This is a genomic window from Planococcus antarcticus DSM 14505 (assembly GCF_001687565.2).
Classification (GTDB): Bacteria; Bacillota; Bacilli; order Bacillales_A; family Planococcaceae; genus Planococcus; species Planococcus antarcticus.
In genome coordinates, this window is sequence record NZ_CP016534.2 from 2,701,189 (window position 1) to 2,719,387 (window position 18,199).

Genomic DNA, 18,199 nt, shown 5'->3' on the forward strand with positions numbered 1-18,199 from the left:
CCTTTCCTGTCGAATCAACTAAATTGACTATCGTAATTATGATAATAATAATTTTCTTTATTCATCGGATAATTATTCAAGACAACCCCTAAAATAAAAGCTTTTGCAGTTGCCAAAGAATCTCGTGCTTTTTCAACACTTATTTTTTCTGATTTGCCGGTATTGACCACCAGCACTGTACCGTCGCATTTATTTGCAAGAATTTTGGAATCGGTTACGGAGAGGATAGGTGGCGAGTCGAAAAGCACGTAATCGTAGAGTCCTCGCATTTCCTCAATCAATTCATCCAACGCATCAGACTCCAGCAACTCCGCTGGATTTGGAGGAATTTGTCCGCTCATCAGCAAATCCAGATTTTGAATGCCGCTCGCTTTTACCGATTGCTTGAGTTTGCCTTTTCTTATCAATAAATTGGACAGGCCAATATTGTTGCCGAGCTCAAAAGTCCGGTATAAAGTTGGACGTCGCATGTCTGCATCAATCAGCAACACTTTTTTGCCCGTTTCGGCAAAAACAATAGCCATATTCGCTGCAGTCGTCGACTTTCCTTCTTCCTTTGAAGCGGACGTGAACAGGATAACTTTTGAATCCAAGCCGGGAGTCGAGAAGTTAATATTGGTTCGAATTGTACGGTATTGTTCCGCTGCAATCGATTGTGGATTAGTACGAGCCACCAATTTTCGCGGCATTAACCTTTTTGTCTTTTTCATTGCCCGCATGTAGATCCTTCTCCAATCTGTCTGTTAGATTTAATGGCTTTTCCATTTTCAAATTGCTGTCCACTGGACTGACGACACCTAAAATCCGAAGTCCCGCCATTTCTTCGATATCTTCTTCAGAACGGACTGTTGTATTCAATTGCTCCAGGATTAACGTGATGCCCATCCCAAAAACCAAACCGACGATGGCCCCAATGGCCATGTTGAAAATAGGATCCGGGCGAATTGGCTTCGGACTTCCGGTTGTCTCTGCTGCAGCCAAGATACTGACATTGTCTACTTTCATCATTTGCTGAATTTCTTCTTGGAACACCTTGGCTGTCGTATTGGCAATCAGTACTGCCTGCTCCATAGAAGAATCTTCAACCGATAAGCTGACCACTTGAGAACTTTCAATATTATTGACAGTGGTCCGCTCGGTCAATGTTTGGACCGTTTCTTTCAACTGCAATTCCTCAATCACATTGGCCAATATTGCCGGACTTTTTATAATAACGTTGTAAGTTCCGATCAATTGAAGATTCGTATCGATATCGAGACTGTCGAAATCCTGGTTGCTGACTGTGTTTTGATTGATTAGAATCTGAGTTGTTGCCTTGTAAACAGGCTTCATAATGGTGTAGCTAGCGACAGCACTAAAGACAATAAAAGCCAAAGTAACAAGGATGATCAAAGCCTTTCTTTTTTGCATCGCTTTTAGGAATTTATTCAGATTGAATGTACTCTCCATAATTAGATCCTCCTAATGTTTATCCTTATACTCTTATTTTAGAATGTGAAGGTTAAATATACGTTAAAAAAAATCTAAAAATTCAATAAACTATATAAGTTGAACTAAAGAAACATCTTTTTCAACTTAACGAAGTAGGGAAACGAAGAAATCGCTCCAGACGGATGCTTTGGGCCCACAAGATGTGGGTCATGCAACTGGCGCGACAACTTCTCGCCAGTTGCCAAGGACATCGCCCCAGCCTTCTCGTCGCAAGCTACTGCGGGGTCTCTTGGATGTCGCTTCACTGCTCCAGCAGCAAAGTCATTGAACAATGAGAGTTCGGGCAATGGCTTTGCGACGAAGCTAGCATAGCGATGCAGGAGCACATCTTTGCCCTTCGCCGTCTTGCGCTCTTTCTTCTAAGCTTCCTTGAGTAACAAAACGGCAGAACACAGAGCAAACCAGCGGAGACTGTTATGAGAGCGGCGTAAGTGACATGGAAAGTGACAGCCCGAGTTCGTTCGGCGCCAGCTCTTAGCAGCTGATTGGCGGAACATTAACAGGCCGGAATCATTCGTTCAACTTATATAATGATTTTATGTTTTTTCTTTGTAGCTATGGTCGCTTTAAGCACAGTTTTAACTAAAAGCCGTGAAAAGCTCGTACCGGCGCTTGAAAACTCACTTATACTAGACGATTCAACACGTGAGTGAAATTATAAGCGTGTTATATTCCCGAAAAGAGTTTTGACTGTCCTATTTCAACGCAAAAAAAAACATCCGGTGCATGGCAGCCGAATGTTTTACTCCAATATGAACTTATAGCCAAAGCCCCTCACCGTCTGGATATATTTGGGGTTGGCCGGATCTTCTTCGATTTTTCTTCGTAAATTGCTAATGTGTACTTTAACTGTTTGCACGTCTCCCTCGGAATAATAGCCCCACACCTGATCATATAATTGTTCAGCAGTCCAAACGCGGTTGGGCGTCTGAGCCAACAGCAGCAATAATTGAAATTCCTTGTGGTAAAGCTTTACCGGGTTTCCTGCAATGTATAGTTCACAGGCGTCTACATGAATATGGAGATCTTCGTATTTCAGGATGGTCAGCCGATCTTCCTCGCCGCTCCTCCAGCCATTTCTCCGAAGAATTGCACGGATACGAGCTTCTAGTTCATTGAAATCAAAGGGTTTGGTGATGTAGTCATCGCCTCCTGCTTCGAGTCCTTGAATTTTATAAACCAGCTCTTTCCGGTAGCTAACAAATAGGATAGGCAAAGTTGTTTTCAAACGAATTTTCTCGCATACTTCTAGCCCATTCATCCCTGGCATTTCGACATCCAGCAAAATAAGATCCGGTTTTTCTTTCTCCAGCAGATCCAAAGCTTGAAAGCCGTCTTCTGCCTGAAGGACGTCGTAACCTTTCTTGAGTAAGAACAAACGCATCAATTCACGGATTCCTTCATCGTCTTCTACAATCATTATAGTTGCAGCATTCATCTGTCTTCCTCCTGTCCTTTAGCGAAAAGTCAACGGCAATACAATGATAAAGACGCTTCCCTTCTCTTCTGTGCTATCGGCCCCAATCTGTCCTTTATGCGCCAATATGATTTCTTTGGCAATCGCCAATCCAAGTCCGCTGCCTTTATAGCCTGCAGAACTGTCGATTTTGTAAAAGCGGTCAAAAATATGAGGCAAAGCTTCTTTTTTGATGCCGCAGCCATTGTCGGCAATTCGAATGACTAGTTCTCCATCCCATTCTTCTTCATCGAGCATTGCATCTTCGTTATTTTTAGCTATTATTTCTGTGGATAGTGTAATTCTGCCTTCTTCTAAAGAAGTGTGCTTGACGGCATTCCACAAGATATTGGAAATCACCTGATCAAGGCGATCCAGATCGATAGTCAGAAACGGCCGGATCATCTCGTCTAAACTTTCCGTTCCAAGAAATTCGAAAGCCCTGCCACTTTGTGTCACATCAGATGCCATCGAATCCACCAGCCGTGCCAACCATCCATCCAACTCCCTTTCTTCAAACCGCAAAGTCATGTTTCCTGACTTGTATTTGGTCAACTCTACCAAATCTTCCGTGAGGCGTTCGAGAAGTAGTAGTTTTTTATGGATCATATCCAAGTACCTCGGATTGTTTTCTTCGATTAAACTTTCTTTCACTGCCTGTATATAACTGTGAATCAGCGTAATCGGTGTTCCTAGCTCGTGCGAAATCGCCGACAGCATTTCAGTACGGGACTTTTCGATTTCCTGAATTTCATCGTTGACCGTCAGCAGATTCATATTGGTAATTTCAAGCGCCATTGTTCGTTCTTTGACATTACGTTCAAGAAAATAGTTCATATTGGTGATTTCCTGAGTCAAGCTGCGCATATTCGCCAAAGTCTCAACGCGCAATAAAAATTCTTCTTTATCGCAGGGCTTCAATAAAAAATCGTTGGCGCCTGCTGTAAAAGCATCCTTTTTTTCACGTAGACTATCCACATTCGACAGTATAAGAATGGGCAATTCCGTCAGCGTAAAGTCCAGTCGGATGCGCCGGCATAATTCATCTCCCGACATGTCAGTCAAATAGCCGTCCATCACAATCAACTCCACTGGCTTATGCGCCAGCAGTTGCATCGCCGCCTTGCCATCTCCCACTCCAAAAGCCTGATAGCCTGCTGATATGAGTTGGCGCAATAAAACCAGACGGTTAATTTCTTCTGATTCAATTACAAGAATATGCAAGCTTTGTTTTATCGGATGTTGCTTCAATATAGAGTCCGCTAACTGGAAAGCCGTCAATTCCTTAAGAGCCGAATCAATGCCCAACGAAATTTGCGTGGTCGTTTCGCTAGCATGAATCGGCAAAGTAAAACTGAAAGTCGAACCGATTCCGGCCTGTGACTCACCCCTCAATGATCCCCCTTGGAGCTCGACCAAGTTCTTGGTGATCCGCAAACCTAGCCCCTGACTTTCTGGAATTTTTTCTTGCTGAATGTTCCATTCAAACAAAGATGGAATCCGTCCTTCCTGTATGCCGATACCCGTATCCTTCACCGAAATTTCAAGCTGATCTCCCTTAACGTGTGCCGAAACAATTATTTCTCCCTCATGAGTATGATGAATGGAATTATCGACGAGATTATACAAAATCTGTTGGACGCGGTTAGGATCGGCGAGTACTTTTGGCAGCGAAGCTGGAACTGTATGGTAAAGCTTCACGGATTGTGTCGGCATCAACGGTCGGCATAACGATAAAACAGTATTGCACAGTTCATCAATAGCCACTGCTTCAGCATGAACCGGCAAAGGAGACTGCTTTAGTTTTGAAAAGTCGAGAATTTCATTGACCAGATGCGCCATGTTTTTCCCACTTGCTACCAGGTCGTTTAATTGGTTTGCCATTAAAGTAGAGATTTTCCCCGTCGCTGATTCCTGAAGTGATTCTGCAATGCCGATCATGCCGTAAAGAGGTGTTCGCAAGCCGTTTGAAGTAAATGCCAATAACTCATCCTTTCGCGCATTGGCATTTTTTAGCGCTTCAATTTCCATCAGCTGGCGATTTTGAGTTTGCCGCTCCAGTTGTTCCTTCTTTTCAAGATTTATTTTTTCTTTTGCCAGCAGCGCGTTCGCTATGAAAAGAACACTAATTCCAGTTACGAGATACAAGCCATATTGAATATTTGTTTCATACGGCAAAATCGCTGCGACCGTAAGAAATGAAACAATGAGTGCAACTATGGATAAAAATAAGGCGACTGCATATGAAGCAACAAAGAGATGGCCCTTTTTCCAAGCATGGAAGGACACGCCAAAAGATAAGGCAACGGATAGAAATACGACAAAAAACAGAACCACACCAGCAATTCGATAGGAGAAGAAAGAAAGCACAATTGAAAACAGCACAAAAACAGTCATAGTTTTAATAGCTGTCGGAAGCCAGCGCAATTGCAAAACATCTGTTACAAGCTCTTTAGTAATAAAAACCACTGAAATACCAGCAGCTCCAAAAGAAACCCAAGCAATCTGTCTATTCCATCCTCCCAGTTCCGGCCATATCGAGGCTAAACTCATTTCGGTCCATGTTGATGAAACAATTAAGACTGATAGAGATGATAAAAGGAGATAAAGGAAGTTTTTTTGTTGGTAGTTGAAAAACCACTTGATGCAGTACACCATAAACAGCAAACTCATTCCGCTCAATAAACCGACTATCGCTGCTGTCTGCTGAGACTGCGCTTCGAATGCTTCCTGTTCCCAAATCGTCAAAGGCAGATGCATCGCCCCTTGTGATCCAACTCTCAAGAAGAACGTAGTTGCTTCCTCATTCGGCAGAAGCAACTGAAAGACTAATTTACTTTGTAGATAAGTTTTTTCTGAATCCGAAATGGAATTTCCAAGTGGAATAGCGGAATACTCGCCTGAAGGTTGCGGCGAATATAAAGTCACTGTTTCTAGAGATGAATTAGCCACTTCCAGAAGCCATTGCCGATCGTCCGAATTGTCTTTTATGGTAAAACGGAGCCAATACACACCGGAGCTCAATCCCCCATTCGGAATCTCCTTTTCGTTCGAAACAAATTTCCAACTATGCGGAGGCTGTAACAGCTCATCTATTTCAAGCGTTCCTTCTGTATCCCTAAGAATCAGCAAGTGTTTTGCGAGAGGCACCTCGTCAACTTTGGCAGTTAAAACAACTGCATCAGTGTCGCCATAATTCGCAGACGTTTTCTCGATATCAAGAAAAAAGAAACAAACCCACAAAGTACAAAAAATTCTAATAATAATAGAAGTTCCACAATAGGATTTTTTCATTTTCTCACCTCGAATATTCAAAAAATTAGCTGATTTAAGACGATTTCAATATTTTTCTTACCTTTATCAAAAAAGGTTCGATTAATAATTTCCTAAGATATATAAAAATAATAAGGTATATATAATTACTTTAATAACCATTTTTTGTATTTTAAATAGGTTTTATGATTTAAAAGAATCATAACATTTTTCATAGAAAAAGAAAACTTTTTTATTTCTGAAAATTCAAATACTACTTTTGACTTACATATTTTTCATTTCCCTTAGAAGGGAGTATTCTATTTGTAATCGAATTAGAGAATAAATGACGTTATTCAAAACCTTTTACCTCGACATTTTTTACTCGCCTTGATATTCGCTTATACTAACGATTGGAGTTCCAGAATTCTCCAACAAAAAACATGAACCAGTTCGGCTCATGTTGGACTTACTTGAAATGTATTTTTTTCCTGTTGCTTTGCTTTATACATTGCAGTATCAGCACGCTTCATCATGGCAGAAATGGAAATTTTCTCAGCAGGCGCTAGGGCGATGCCCATACTGATCGAAATTTCCAGCGATAAGCCCAGCACTTTAATCGGCTCTTTCATCACTCGGTAAATGCTATCGGCGACTTCCGCCACTTGTTCTTTAGTATCGATATCTGCCAGTAGGATGACAAACTCATCTCCTCCTAAACGTGCAGCCATATTCTCTCCGTGCATACAGCTATTCAACCGGTAACCAAACTCTTGAATAACTGCGTCTCCGGTTTCATGTCCCCACTGATCATTGATTTCCTTGAAATCATCAATATCTAGTATAAGTACCGCTATACCGCTTTGGTTCTTTTCCTTCAGCTCGAGCCTTTCAGTCGCGTACTCCTGAAAATAACGGCGGTTTGGCAGTTCTGTCAGAGAATCGAAATAAGCAAAATGCTTAAGTTGGCTCTCATACTCTTTTTGAATCGAGATATCCCGTGCCACCATCACCATATGGTTAAAGCTCTTATCTTCCCCAAAAACTGAAGTGCCGTTGATTTCTGCCCAAATCCATCCTCTTTCCTGATGAAGCAGCCGAATCTGCACCAAATAACTAGAGGCATCTTTAGCAGCCTGTTCAAAAGCACTGGAAATCGTCACGATATCTTCGGGATGAACACTATAAATAGGCTTCTGAGCAGTGACCTGATCTGCTTTAAAACCAAATATATTTTCAGAAGACGGAGACACATACAGAAAATTTTTGTGGTGGTCCATCAAAATGATGACATCATGAACATGTTCCGCAATGATTCGAAAATTTTCTTCGCCTGCCTCATAAAGACTGGCGATTTTATCCAACTCCGTCATGTCTTTGGCAATCATATAAAATCCAGTAATTTTACTTTTTACATTTATTGGAATGAACTTTACTAAACAAGCTACTGATGCACCCGACTTATTGGAGATTTGAAGGCGACAATCTTTAATATTGCCTAAAATCGAAAAATGAAAATGTGCTTTTGCCTGCTCTTTTTCTGCAGGAACGACAAATTCAATAAAGCTTTTACTTGCCAGTTCGTTGATGAAATAACCGCTAAGCTTATGCCCTGCAGAATTTCCTCCTGTAATACAGCCTTTAAAGTCAACAGTAAAAATGGCATCCGCATTACTGTCGAATAAGGATCGATAACGCGCACTGCTTTCTTCGAGACGTTCGCGAATCCCTTCGCTTTCCAGCTTAGCTATTTTCTCATTGGTGATGTCTTTTACTAAACTGACTATATGAGTACATTTTCCTGCATTATCGAAAAGGGGAGTCAGAATTGTTTTTGAATAGAACAGGTTTTTGGCAGTGGAATAAAATGAATCCTCATAGCTCATGCTCTGGTTTTTCTGGACTACTTCACCATATTTCCCATTTAGAAACTGGGCCATTATCGTAGAATGAATGTCATCAAAGGTTTTCCCAATGGAAGTGGCGTCTAATAAGGTACTTTCTATCACTGCACTATTAAAAAACTCATACGTAAAAGAACAACCTTTATCAACTTTTACAACAAATACCATTTCTTTGATGCCTTCCATTAATACACGTGCAAAAGATAATGAAGCTGCTTTGTTCTTCATGGTCGTTCCTCCTGATTACTTAATATTAGATTTCTTTCGAAAAAATCTCTTTTCATAGTGTAGCAGAAAAAACTTCCAATTGAAACTTTTGACCTACCTAAAACCCAAAAAATTTCTAGCAGTTTTTCAACATTATTTTAATCGATCATTTCAACACCTATCTTTTTAACCCATAAAAAATTAGTCTTATTCGAGGCTGGTTCAGGTCGAGCTTTTCTCCTATCCAGAGGATTGATCTGTGCTTCAAGTGATTGCCTGCGGTTGCTATAGGTTTCGGCACAGAATCTGGAATTAGCAGCACCATCTCGGGGAATAGATGTCACGCGACGGACTCTTTTTATAATCACCCGTACGCATTCCTTCGCCATTTGACTTACAGGTGAATTTCCTTTGTGGACATGCCTTAAACAGGAGTCTTGCTTTACAATCAGGATAGCTCTCTCTGTTAACAGAACGAGTGATTGTATATACTGAATCAAAAAGGGGAAATAAAATGTGCCTCATCAATCTACAATTTCGAAATCATCCCACATATAAACTAATCGTCGCTGCTAATCGGGACGAGTTTTATGGTCGCCCAACTGAACCAGCCCATTTTTGGGAGGACGAACCCACTATTTTGGCAGGCCGCGACTTGACCGGAATGGGCACTTGGCTTGGCGTTACAAAGCAGGGACGCATTGCCGCATTGACTAACTTTCGCGATCCCACCAATTTGGAATCGGGGCAGTTATCCAGAGGAGCAGTCGTCAAAAATTTTTTAACAGGGACAAATTCTCCGGTGGAGTACTTACAGACGATTGACCCGAAGCAGTACGCTGGATTTAATCTTATTGTAGGCAATGCTGAAAGGCTCATTTATTACAACAACATCCAGGAAGAATCCTATGCGATCCCGCCAGGTACCCACGGGCTCAGCAACCATTTTCTGAACACTCCGTGGCCGAAGGTGACAAAAGGCAAAGAAAAGCTCGCTTCTTATATGTCACAAATCGACAAAGCAGATTTGGAAAAGATCTTTGCGATACTGGCAGACGACGGACACGCACCGGATACCCACCTCCCCGACACGGGTGTCGGACTAGATCTCGAGCGGATGCTGTCTCCTATGTTCATCAAAACACTGGATTACGGTACGCGTTCTGCAACCGTCGTTCTGGTCACCCATGACGGTACTCTTACCTTTGCTGAAAGAAACTACGAAAAAGGCGTCTTTAAAGAAGACCGCTTTTTTGAATTTAACATCGAGTAATAAATCTCAGCACTCCCATTCATAGAGTTAAGCCGTCGTTGGCTGATGGACAGCCTTAAAGAGTCAGTTGCGTATGATCTGAACAACAATAGGATCGACCATTTTAAAGGAGTGTTTTTTTGGCACAATTAAGAGAAATAAAAAATGAATTCGAGCACATCCCAGAACTGCAAAGCTTTGAAGAAACCCATCAAATAGACAAAATCGTCAAAACCACTTCTCTGTATACGATAAAGCTGATTTCCCGAAAAGATACCTCTGATTTTTGCCGTGAGGTTTTATTGCTTGAACATGCCCCAGCAAAAGAAATGCAGGCATATCTTTGGGTACACAAAGTTAATGCAAACGATACGCAAATTGAAGTTATGCGAAAAATCAACAAGGCTCTGGAGCGCCGGTTTGATAATAAAGGCAGGAAGCATCTATAACCTGAGAATTTAACCTGCTCACGAATAAGTTGCTTTCATTTCCGAAAAAATTACACATGCATAACTATGTTAAAATTAAAGAGCCCCCATAGACAAGGAATAGGGCTGAGCCCGCAAGAAACATATATCCATCGAACTTTCTTTTTTCTTGCGCTGATACTTGAACTCCAGTGAATAACACGAGAACGCCAGTCCCTAGCAAAGCGTATGGCAGAAACTCTTCGTTGCTCGTTGAAAGTCCATAACCTACAAGGAACAAAACAATTAAGGATAAAATAATTTTCATTATCTTCAAAATGGTCTCCTCCTTTTTTATAAAGCATATCAAATGGGTAAAATTTTGAGCATTCTTTCTAATGTTCAATTCTTATTCCAAAACAACTCTAATGTCTTTGATCATACCAATAAAATCTACTTTTCTCTAAGAAATATAATTCCCAAAAATTCGCGATTTTTGAATCGTTGCGTAAGTTCTGAACACCTTAAATGTTCTCAAAAATCTACTTTAACATAAAAGATAAAAGGCTGGTAAACAATAAAAAGAGCGCTCATAAATGTGGATAACCACTTTATGAACGTCCTCTTTTTCCCATTCCCTTTTGCGAAAGGCTGTCTCTGTTTAAGTTATTCCGTTTATCAATTTAAGCTAGACAGATCTACTCCATTCAGGTGACTCATAAATGCCTCCAGGGGTGTACGGTAATTCAGCGACTTCCGAGGGATATTATTCCGCTTGTCTGCACCGTGGAAATGAAAAGCAGAAGAGTTTGCTTGTTTGGCAATCTGTTCAATCGGAACTGTTTCTTCAATATGCTCTTCCATCTAATCGCTGGCCTGCTGAAGCAATTCTACCCATCCCATAGCTCCCACTCCTTTACCTGACCTTACCAACCACAACGTTATTGGTCTGGTCTTTTGGTGCGGACTGTGGAAAGCTAACACTCCTAAAAGTGAGCTTTGCAAAAAATAGGCTTGGGTCATTTGTGATTTTGGAGAAGTTCAGGTGTTCATCCGCAACAAGCGCAACTGATTTGCGAAATATCAACATGATAAATCATTGGTTCATCTTCTATAACAACCATACATAACAAGCCACCTATTCAGATGCTTAAAAGCGCAAAAAAGAACGTTCCTAAATACGTCAACACATCTTACGAACGCTCGGCAATTTGCATAAATATTTGGCACCGAACCTCTTTGCTGAAACAGAAACTAAATGAGTAGGATCTTCATAGCAGCCGGTTACTCAAAGGAAGTATGCATGTTTTCAAACAAGCGCTTGTATTCAGGGAACCAATGCTCCCACTCCAAAGTTCGTTCAATTCCTTTTTTGTCGAGAAGAGCTTCGAGAACGTCTAAGCACACATGCCATCCCGCCACATCTTTTGGCGTATGGTCTGTAAACACTAGTATTTTTTCCACCAGTTTCAATCGGGTCTCTTCACCTTCAGGGATGAGTTCAAACAAAACATGGTCTTGACCCCATTCAAAACCTAATCGCTTTTTCTCTTCAAAGTCCGTAATCGCCAATTCCTTATAATTGCCATGACCCGTATCAAATGACAAGTAGCCGCCTTCTCCTGGCTTTTCCAGCTGTAATCCTGAAAACCATTGATGGATTTTTTGATTGTCTGTCAACATCCTCCAAACCTGTTCTGGTCCATGTGTCAATTTGCGGTCAAAAGTCGCCATGTATCCTTGCTCGGTCTGCGTTACTTCTGCAATCATTGAAATTCCTCCTCATCGGGTTATTTCTATTATTATACCCCTAACAAAAGGAATGCAATCCGTGCGAGGAGGGTATAATAAAAGCAAGGAGCTGATACAACATGAGATTAGGTTATGCCTGCATGAACACCGAATTGAAAACGATCTTTAGAACTTTGCGTGTAGCGACTGCGGAAGCGGACGACACAGGTAAAATAAAAGAACTGACGATGAAAAATTTCGAGACCACACTCGAAATCCTTCATTGGAATCTAAAAAATGATATCTATTTTTACCGGGCTTCCAGCTCGATTGTTCCTCTTTCCACCCACCCGATAAATGATTGGATCTGGTGGCAGGATCCCGACGTAGTGGCCATCACCAATGAAATCCGCTCGATTGTCGAAACACACGAGATGAGAGTCTCTGTGCATCCCGGCCAATACACCGTCCTCAATTCCCCCAAACCGGAAGTGGTCCGGAAATCGATTGAAGACCTCGAGTACCATGATAAGCTGATTCAATTGCTTGGTGGCTCGGATATCATTCTCCATACCGGAGGAGCTTATGGCGACAAAGAAGCAGCCAAACAACGCTTTGCGGAAGCTTACTTGGCATTATCACCAAGCATACGCCAGCGGCTGCGGCTTGAAAATGACGATAAAACCTTTACTGTCAGAGACGTTCTGGACGTCCATAACGTCTGCGGAGTGCCAGTCTGCTTTGATATTCACCACCATAACTGCAACAACGATGGTGAACCAGTCGATTATGCTGAAATTTTGAAAACTTGGGAAGACTATGGCACACCTAAAGTCCATATTAGTACTGGAAAAGAAGGATTTACAGATCTTCGCCACCACGAACTGGTTTCTGAAACGGATTTCCAGGAATTATTGAGATTATTAGATGGTATAGATGTGGACATCATGTTTGAAGCCAAACTGAAGGAACAATCGATACTACCTTTTGTCCGTCAATTAATGCATAAATAAACCAGCAGTCTCCAAGGAGACGCTGGTTTATTTTTTTTCAAATGTGGCGATGTTCGGAAATTCCAATGTGAACTCGGTACCTTTTCCTTTCTGAGAATCAACCATGATTTGGCCGTTCATTTGGCTGACGATGCTGTACGTAACCATCATCCCAAGTCCCGTCCCTTTAATTTTATTTGAAAAATAAGGTTCTCCCAAACGCTGGACTTCTTCTTTCGTCATGCCCACACCTTCATCGGTCACTTCTATCCAAACTTTGGCTGGGGACGATTTTGCTGCAATCGCCAGTGTTCCACCGTCCGGCATCGATTCAACGCCATTTCGGATAATATTGACCAATGCTTGCTGGAATTTCTGCCGATCAACAAGGATTTCCGCAGTTTCATCCATATCGCCGATTTGCATTTTCACGTCTTTTCCGTTGGCATAGGGTGCCATGATCTTAAGAACATGATGGACTTCTGTCGAAACTGTGATGGGCTCAAGCTGTCCATAGGTCGGTTTTGCATAGACCAGGTAGTCATCGATCAAATCTTCTGCAGCATTAATTTCTTTTAAAATCAGACTGTGAAACTCCACTTGCTTCTCACGGCTGTAGTCATATTCTTTCATCAGTTGAATAAACCCTTTGATGCTTTGCAGAGGATTGCGCAATTCATGCGAAACAGCCGCAGCAAAATGGCTGACCGTCTCCATTTTCTCATGCTTCAATAGCGAGTTGTATAGGTACTCCTGCCGCTGCATATGCTCAATCATCAATGCTGTTAAAACGATAATTGTTCCTTGGTTAATTATCAGCATCACCCATATGCCAATGATGTCATGAATTGGATCTCCAAAAAAGTAAGCGCCCGCTAACATATTGAATAACAAGGAAGCAATGGAAATGCAGAACACCAGAACGATTTTCCCAAATCTTTTTAGCCGCATGTACAGAGGTCGAAGGAAAGGAACTCCCGCTGCAATGACAAATTGATTGAAGATGGCGATGTACATCCCGTCTCCTCCGATAAGAAATCGGCCACCAGAGGAAACCAGAAACAGGACGGCCGACACTAAGGGACCTCCGTACAGAGCACCAACGATCATCGGAACTTGTCGCAGGTCAAAAATATATTGATCTGTTAAAAATTGATAGGGAAAAAGCATACAAAGTATGATGGAAATTGAAAAAAGAACAGTCATTGTAACGCGATGGCTGACGAAAAAATTTCGTTGGCCGGCTGTCGCCAGCATCTGATAGATGATAATTGGAAATATGATGAAGAAAATATTATTGATCATGCCAGTCATCATTGCTTCCATATAAGTCATCTCCATTTCTTTCTGCTGCGTCATTTATTATACAATCCGATTTTGTTACCTACCACCTTTTTCTGACCATTGCATACAGCTGCCTTTCAGCAGTCTCTCTTTTTCCTACTCCTTGAACGGATGTGGCGTGGTTTCTTTTAGCTTTTTCAGCAGCCGCTCACGCCTTTTTTTCATTCCAGCAAGTGAGATTTTCTCGCTAACAGCCAAATCGGTAAGCCTACAGCCTCTCACATAAAGCGCTTCAAGCAGCCATTTTTCAGGCTCATTAAGCATACTCACCTCGAGCCAATCGGGTAGACCTTCTGCTACTGATTCTCCCTCTTCTTCTTGAATGCTGTTTATATAAGTTGCCTGGTCATTTCTTCTGGTCTCCCGCTTTAATTCATCGAGCATCGCTCCTTGGATGCTTCGGTAGGCAAAAGGGGTAAAATTCCCTTTTGCGTCTTCGAAACGCATCCATGCCTGCCACAGCGCAATATTGCCGATTTGGCGAAACGTATCGTAATCGCGGTAGATGTGGAGCTTGCGGATTATGGCAGACACCATTGGTGCATATTGTGTAGCTACTTCTTCAAAATCTTTCATTGTCTTATCCTTCTGAACGTTCGTTGATTCCCGGGTCTATTCAGAATAAGTTCTTGAACTAAAAGTAGCCAGTTGTCTACCGTGCCATTTGCCCTTACAAAAAATCTTTTCTGATATCATAAACAGGATGTTTGACTCATTAAATTGTCAAAACAGTATCTATTTTCAGAAAAAATACATTGCCTCGTAAAGTTGCTAATGGTAGAATTTTTATGTGTTGAGAAAGGGGAGCTTGTAAATAGTGAAGAAGTACGATGAGCATTTAATTGATCGATCGGTGTTGTTTGTTGAAAGTTATTTTGAAACGGAGAGAAAATCTAAAATCGTGACGAAGGACGGCGTCTTTTATTCACGTGATTCGGTTGTGACATTGATCGATAAGGCTTGTATGATGTTTGCATCTACATACGAAGGCCGCGTAAAAGCCACACGGCACAATCTCAAACAGCACAAAAAAACAACACTTCTCATCTCGGAAGATGGTTTGGCCGCCTATCCCACAAAGTCTCCTAACGACCCTGGCTGTGTATGGATTTTCAACCACCATTACCGATTGGAAACCATCGCCCCAAACAGGACCCGCATTCTTTTCGATGAGTTCAATGTCTCGACAGAGGTCAACGTATCTATAGGCATCCTGCAAAAACAGCGAAGCCGTATGTATGAGATGATCTACTATTATTCAAACGTTCGTGAAAGAAACAGCCAGTAAAACAAAAGAAGACACCTCTCTCTGCAGTGACATTTGCGGCCAATGCAGAGAGAGGTGTCTTTTATATAGCTTCAGCCAGAGCTGCCACAACTGCTACCGCAGGAAGAACCACCACCAGAATCTCCAGAACCGTCGGAATCACTTGTGTCAGAACCACACCAAGCTTCTTTTGAACCTTTCGGCTTATCCAAAACGGTTCCGAAGAATCCAGAATTCCCTCCATCGGAATCTGATTTTATCGTCCGATGGGTTTTTGCAAGTCCAAGTGATTCGGAATACGTTGCATTGGTGTCTACAGCTGCCCAGAGTACATAAGGAAGCGTCAGTTCATTAGATGTTCCCAGTGCAGGATAAGAGCCTTTGACGATACGGGATTGTTGTTCTAGAAATCGTCCAAATTCCCCTTTATTCTCTGCAGATTCAATATCATTCTTGATGTCTCGAATCAATCCTTGAACGGAGCAATGGATTTCGCTCTTGTCAAAAAAGTACCGGCTTTGGAGTTGAGGAATACCTGAATCGCTCCATTCTGCAATAAAACTATCACTTGGCACTGTTTCATAAAACGGAGAACCCCATGATTTCGCCGAAAAGAGTTTCTCGATAAACAGTTTTTTGTACATCATATCAAATAAAAACTTATCGTCGGCTCCATCCCGGCCGTCCATATTTGGTGCATGATGGATGAACTGTCCGGCGAATTTCTGTGTGAAATTTTGGTAGTCATTAGTGAACATTAACTGTTGATGCCAAACTTCGTCTATCGCTTTCGAAAACATAGGCACTTTTTTCAGGATGGATGCCATCAACAAAAAGCGTTTCTGCTCAAACATCAATTCGAGAATGGTTTCCTGGCTGTACTCCGTTTCCTTGACCATTCGGTTGTAGATATGCAGTTGATAATCAAGTGTATAAGCATCTTCAAGCTCTTGTGCACGGTTTCGAAAAGTGGATTCCGTATCTTTCACAAAATCCAATTCCAATGTCTGCTGCTTTTTCAAGAAATCATCTTTTGTCAGCAAAAGCAATTCTCGATTGTCATTTTCCGATTCGGATTTTTTCTTATAATGATCCCAATAAAGTCCGACACTCACTAACCCAAAACAATAATAGTAGCACCAATGTAGCCAATCATTCCATCGCCTCTTTGCTTTATTTCATATCTTTTTCACTATACTTTCTTGATGAATATTTTGAAAAAACTTATACAATTTACTAACTATCATAGTTAGCGATTGGGTACTCTTTTCTATGCAGCTTCGTCTCTCATCAGCAGAAAGGCGATTTCGATTGCCCACTTATTTAAATCAGGTTCTGTTTCCGGGTCGGTTACGTAAAATTCAAAGCGGCCGTTCCAAATTTCTTCTTCTTCTTCCCATCGTTTATCGATGTCCAATCCTTCCTGTACAGCCCATTTTTCCAGTGCCGTGAGAGATTTTTCCAAATTGTCGGGATGACCCCTGTGGATAGCTGACAAATAGGACCCTCCAGGGATATAGCTGGCAATCACACGGTCGTCGCCAGTCACCATGCGCTTGACTGGCACGCCGACTTCCATCTTGTATTTATCTTCTGAGTCACCCATACACCAATAACGAAAAAATGGCGCCCCTGCCGGTTTAATGCCTTTCGCCTTCAGCCAGTCAAAGAGCTCCCCTACCAACCCATTGACTTCTTCCCATTCCGACAGTCCGGCCAAAATGGGTATGCCGATATAAGGCTGTTCTGTCCGTTCCTCAACAACTGGTTCACTGATATACTTCTGCACCGTCCAACCCTCCCTTTTAAAAACCTCAAGCTAATTCTAATTCTACTATTCTATACTTGCAGACATAGTCCTTTAATTCGCCTATGAAATTTTCAGCAAACTCTAGTCAGTAGGGCTTCTTCCTTCGTTGAAAAGTAAATTCAAAGGAATTTAAAGCCAGCCATGAAATTGTCACATGATCCAAAGTTCCTCAAATTGACTTTGCTTCTTTTAAAAGATAATCCGAAACAAGTGACCGATTGGTCATTAAAAGTGACCAATTGGTTTAGGAGGGCTCAAATGGATAAAAGAACCGAATTATTAAAGCAGGCTGTACACTTATTTTCTTTGAAAGGCTTTCATCAAACATCGGTACAGGAAGTAGCACAAGCTGCCGGTATTTCTAAAGGCGCTTTCTACAAGCACTTTGATTCGAAGGAAAATTTATTCATTGAAATCCTAAAGCAATACCATGAAGAAATTACACAAGCAATTTCCCATTCTCAGCATGCACCAGGGTCCGACAATAAGGATGTCTTCAAAGAAAAATTGTCGATTGAGATTGAACGTACTCTTTCTAATCAGGATTTTTTCATGATGGTACTCAAGGATTTTCCGCTCAGTGACAGCGAAAAGCTAAAATCATTGTTCCTGGAACTACGACAGTCGACTCTAACGCTGCATAAGACGATTTTGTTGGATACTTACGGAACGAGCATCGAGCCGTTTTTGCCTGACTTGGTGTTGGTGCTTGAAGGGCTGATGCAGCAATATATCGTTACGCTTGTGATCGAACAAAAATATGTCACGATCTCCAGGCTTGTCAATTTCATCACTGCGTCCATCGACGCGATTGTCGACAACCTGCACAAAATGGAACCTGTCTTAACCGAAGCACGTTCCCCGGCTGCCACACTGGAGGAAAGTTTTCAGCAATTAGCTGAAAAAATCAAGACATCCATTCCCCTTCCCGAAAAATTGCTGGCTTCACTCGATCTATTAAAAGAGCAAGTCGGCAAACAACAGCAAGAGGAATTTTTAATCGAAGCCTTGTTGGTTTATTTAAAACAACATCCATCCATTAAGAACGAAGTATCGTATCTGGAAAACTTTATTTGAGAAAAAGGA

16 protein-coding genes and 1 pseudogene are annotated in these 18,199 nt (G+C 41.7%); 5 read left to right on the plus strand and 12 right to left on the minus strand.

From position 1 onward, the window contains the following. Positions 1 to 14: 14 nt before the first annotated feature. The 5 genes from BBH88_RS13480 to BBH88_RS13505 form a co-directional block, all read right to left on the minus strand. Complete coding sequence (locus BBH88_RS13480; RefSeq protein ID WP_006829433.1) at positions 15 to 719, minus strand: CpsD/CapB family tyrosine-protein kinase; 705 nt, start codon at positions 717 to 719, stop codon at positions 15 to 17. Next, a complete protein-coding gene (locus BBH88_RS13485; protein WP_006829432.1) occupies positions 661 to 1,449 on the minus strand; it encodes a YveK family protein in 789 nt (262 codons plus the stop codon). Before BBH88_RS13485 ends, BBH88_RS13480 begins: the two co-directional genes overlap by 59 nt. Before the next feature lie 784 nt (positions 1,450 to 2,233). Further along, entirely contained in the window at positions 2,234 to 2,929 is a 696-nt protein-coding gene (locus BBH88_RS13495) for a response regulator transcription factor (RefSeq protein WP_006829430.1), read from the minus strand. Between the two features lie 18 nt (positions 2,930 to 2,947). After that, a complete protein-coding gene (locus BBH88_RS13500) occupies positions 2,948 to 6,241 on the minus strand; it encodes an ATP-binding protein (protein ID WP_065536691.1) in 3,294 nt (1,097 codons plus the stop codon). Positions 6,242 to 6,657: 416 nt separating this feature from the next. Continuing rightward, entirely contained in the window at positions 6,658 to 8,331 is a 1,674-nt protein-coding gene (locus BBH88_RS13505; RefSeq protein ID WP_065536690.1) for a sensor domain-containing protein, read from the minus strand. 493 nt (positions 8,332 to 8,824) lie between these two features. Between BBH88_RS13505 and BBH88_RS13515 the strand changes: the two genes are divergently transcribed. Continuing rightward, on the plus strand, positions 8,825 to 9,583 hold the full coding sequence (locus tag BBH88_RS13515; protein ID WP_040852160.1) for an NRDE family protein: 759 nt from the start codon (positions 8,825 to 8,827) through the stop codon (positions 9,581 to 9,583). 119 nt (positions 9,584 to 9,702) lie between these two features. Then, positions 9,703 to 10,011, plus strand: a complete 309-nt coding sequence (locus tag BBH88_RS13520; RefSeq protein ID WP_006829425.1) for a hypothetical protein — start codon at positions 9,703 to 9,705, stop codon at positions 10,009 to 10,011. Between the two features lie 64 nt (positions 10,012 to 10,075). Here the strand turns inward: BBH88_RS13520 and BBH88_RS13525 are convergent, their stop codons facing one another. From BBH88_RS13525 to BBH88_RS13535, 3 genes and pseudogenes are all read right to left on the minus strand, one after another. Then, on the minus strand, positions 10,076 to 10,306 hold the full coding sequence (locus tag BBH88_RS13525) for a hypothetical protein (RefSeq protein ID WP_006829424.1): 231 nt from the start codon (positions 10,304 to 10,306) through the stop codon (positions 10,076 to 10,078). Between the two features lie 341 nt (positions 10,307 to 10,647). Next, positions 10,648 to 10,752, minus strand: a pseudogene (locus BBH88_RS19265) (IS30 family transposase); the annotation flags it as partial. 501 nt (positions 10,753 to 11,253) lie between these two features. After that, a complete protein-coding gene (locus tag BBH88_RS13535; RefSeq protein ID WP_006831308.1) occupies positions 11,254 to 11,739 on the minus strand; it encodes an SRPBCC family protein in 486 nt (161 codons plus the stop codon). Positions 11,740 to 11,840: 101 nt separating this feature from the next. On the opposite strand from BBH88_RS13535, the gene uvsE reads away from it, so the two are divergent. After that, positions 11,841 to 12,713 carry a UV DNA damage repair endonuclease UvsE gene (uvsE, locus tag BBH88_RS13540; RefSeq protein ID WP_065536688.1) on the plus strand — a complete coding sequence of 291 codons (873 nt, stop codon included), beginning with the start codon at positions 11,841 to 11,843 and terminating at the stop codon, positions 12,711 to 12,713. A gap of 27 nt (positions 12,714 to 12,740) precedes the next feature. Here the strand turns inward: uvsE and BBH88_RS13545 are convergent, their stop codons facing one another. Next, complete coding sequence (locus tag BBH88_RS13545) at positions 12,741 to 14,051, minus strand: ATP-binding protein (protein ID WP_238323321.1); 1,311 nt, start codon at positions 14,049 to 14,051, stop codon at positions 12,741 to 12,743. An 81-nt stretch (positions 14,052 to 14,132) separates the two neighbouring features. Continuing rightward, the gene (locus BBH88_RS13550) at positions 14,133 to 14,612 is read right to left on the minus strand and encodes a sigma-70 family RNA polymerase sigma factor (protein WP_006831311.1); all 480 of its coding nucleotides are present in this window, start codon (positions 14,610 to 14,612) and stop codon (positions 14,133 to 14,135) included. 241 nt (positions 14,613 to 14,853) lie between these two features. Here BBH88_RS13550 and BBH88_RS13555 point away from each other — a divergent pair, with 241 nt between their 5' ends. After that, on the plus strand, positions 14,854 to 15,324 hold the full coding sequence (locus BBH88_RS13555; protein ID WP_006831312.1) for a competence protein ComK: 471 nt from the start codon (positions 14,854 to 14,856) through the stop codon (positions 15,322 to 15,324). Between the two features lie 71 nt (positions 15,325 to 15,395). Here BBH88_RS13555 and BBH88_RS13560 read toward each other — a convergent pair whose 3' ends face one another. Next, on the minus strand, positions 15,396 to 16,346 hold the full coding sequence (locus BBH88_RS13560; protein WP_154669165.1) for a glycine-rich domain-containing protein: 951 nt from the start codon (positions 16,344 to 16,346) through the stop codon (positions 15,396 to 15,398). A 227-nt stretch (positions 16,347 to 16,573) separates the two neighbouring features. Further along, positions 16,574 to 17,092, minus strand: coding sequence for a GyrI-like domain-containing protein (locus BBH88_RS13565; protein WP_065536686.1), 519 nt, complete (start codon positions 17,090 to 17,092; stop codon positions 16,574 to 16,576). A gap of 279 nt (positions 17,093 to 17,371) precedes the next feature. Between BBH88_RS13565 and BBH88_RS13570 the strand changes: the two genes are divergently transcribed. Further along, complete coding sequence (locus BBH88_RS13570; protein ID WP_006831315.1) at positions 17,372 to 18,190, plus strand: TetR/AcrR family transcriptional regulator; 819 nt, start codon at positions 17,372 to 17,374, stop codon at positions 18,188 to 18,190. Positions 18,191 to 18,199 lie beyond the last annotated feature (9 nt).

Coding starts and splice junctions, on each gene's coding strand:
- BBH88_RS13480 (WP_006829433.1), bottom strand. CDS start 719: ATGCGGGCAATGAAAAAGACAAAAAGGTTAATGCCGCGAAAATTGGTG.
- BBH88_RS13485 (WP_006829432.1), bottom strand. CDS start 1,449: ATGGAGAGTACATTCAATCTGAATAAATTCCTAAAAGCGATGCAAAAA.
- BBH88_RS13495 (WP_006829430.1), bottom strand. CDS start 2,929: ATGAATGCTGCAACTATAATGATTGTAGAAGACGATGAAGGAATCCGT.
- BBH88_RS13500 (WP_065536691.1), bottom strand. CDS start 6,241: ATGAAAAAATCCTATTGTGGAACTTCTATTATTATTAGAATTTTTTGT.
- BBH88_RS13505 (WP_065536690.1), bottom strand. CDS start 8,331: ATGAAGAACAAAGCAGCTTCATTATCTTTTGCACGTGTATTAATGGAA.
- BBH88_RS13515 (WP_040852160.1), top strand. CDS start 8,825: ATGTGCCTCATCAATCTACAATTTCGAAATCATCCCACATATAAACTA.
- BBH88_RS13535 (WP_006831308.1), bottom strand. CDS start 11,739: ATGATTGCAGAAGTAACGCAGACCGAGCAAGGATACATGGCGACTTTT.
- uvsE (WP_065536688.1), top strand. CDS start 11,841: ATGAGATTAGGTTATGCCTGCATGAACACCGAATTGAAAACGATCTTT.
- BBH88_RS13545 (WP_238323321.1), bottom strand. CDS start 14,051: ATGACGCAGCAGAAAGAAATGGAGATGACTTATATGGAAGCAATGATG.
- BBH88_RS13550 (WP_006831311.1), bottom strand. CDS start 14,612: ATGAAAGATTTTGAAGAAGTAGCTACACAATATGCACCAATGGTGTCT.
- BBH88_RS13570 (WP_006831315.1), top strand. CDS start 17,372: ATGGATAAAAGAACCGAATTATTAAAGCAGGCTGTACACTTATTTTCT.